This is a genomic window from Pantoea sp. UBA5923, from assembly GCF_002431095.1.
GTDB lineage: Bacteria > Pseudomonadota > Gammaproteobacteria > Enterobacterales > Enterobacteriaceae > Pantoea > Pantoea piersonii.
In genome coordinates this window covers 471-898 of record NZ_DJDN01000011.1, presented here as the reverse complement: position 1 = coordinate 898, position 428 = coordinate 471, and the positions used below count along the sequence as shown (strand labels likewise).

General features: G+C 51.6%; 1 protein-coding gene. It reads right to left on the bottom strand.

Annotated elements, in window-relative coordinates; genetic code table 11:
- Positions 1–50: 50 nt before the first annotated feature.
- Positions 51–428 (bottom strand): Rpn family recombination-promoting nuclease/putative transposase (locus tag B3797_RS02435; RefSeq protein WP_311790277.1); only part of this gene is annotated, 378 nt, incomplete at its 5' end.

Below are 428 nucleotides of genomic sequence, written 5' to 3'. Positions count from 1 at the left end.
GGTGAATATAAGAAGAACCGCGTAAGTTCGCGGTTCTTCTGCGTGCCCGATTAATGCTGGAGCTGTTTTAGCTCTTGTTCGGTCAGGCCGGTCATTTTCATTACGAATGCATTATCCAGACCGCTTTTCAGCATATTTCTGGCAATTTCCAGGCTGGCTTCACGCTTGCCTTTTTCCATGCCTCGCTGCTCCAGCTGTTCCGCAATGGTCATCAGTTGTTCCTCATGCTGTGGCACATGCCGCGCCAGTTCGCTAAGGGTTAATTCCAGATCCGGCGTTTCGCCGACCTGAAGCATGTAGTTTACCAGCGCAATTACCTGCTGTCTGGTCATAAATTCAGTCAGCATCAGCGCTATCAGCCGATCGAGCAGGCTGCCTAAATCACGCTGGCGAATATGCTTTTGCAGCAGGGTCAGCGCCGCCATGCT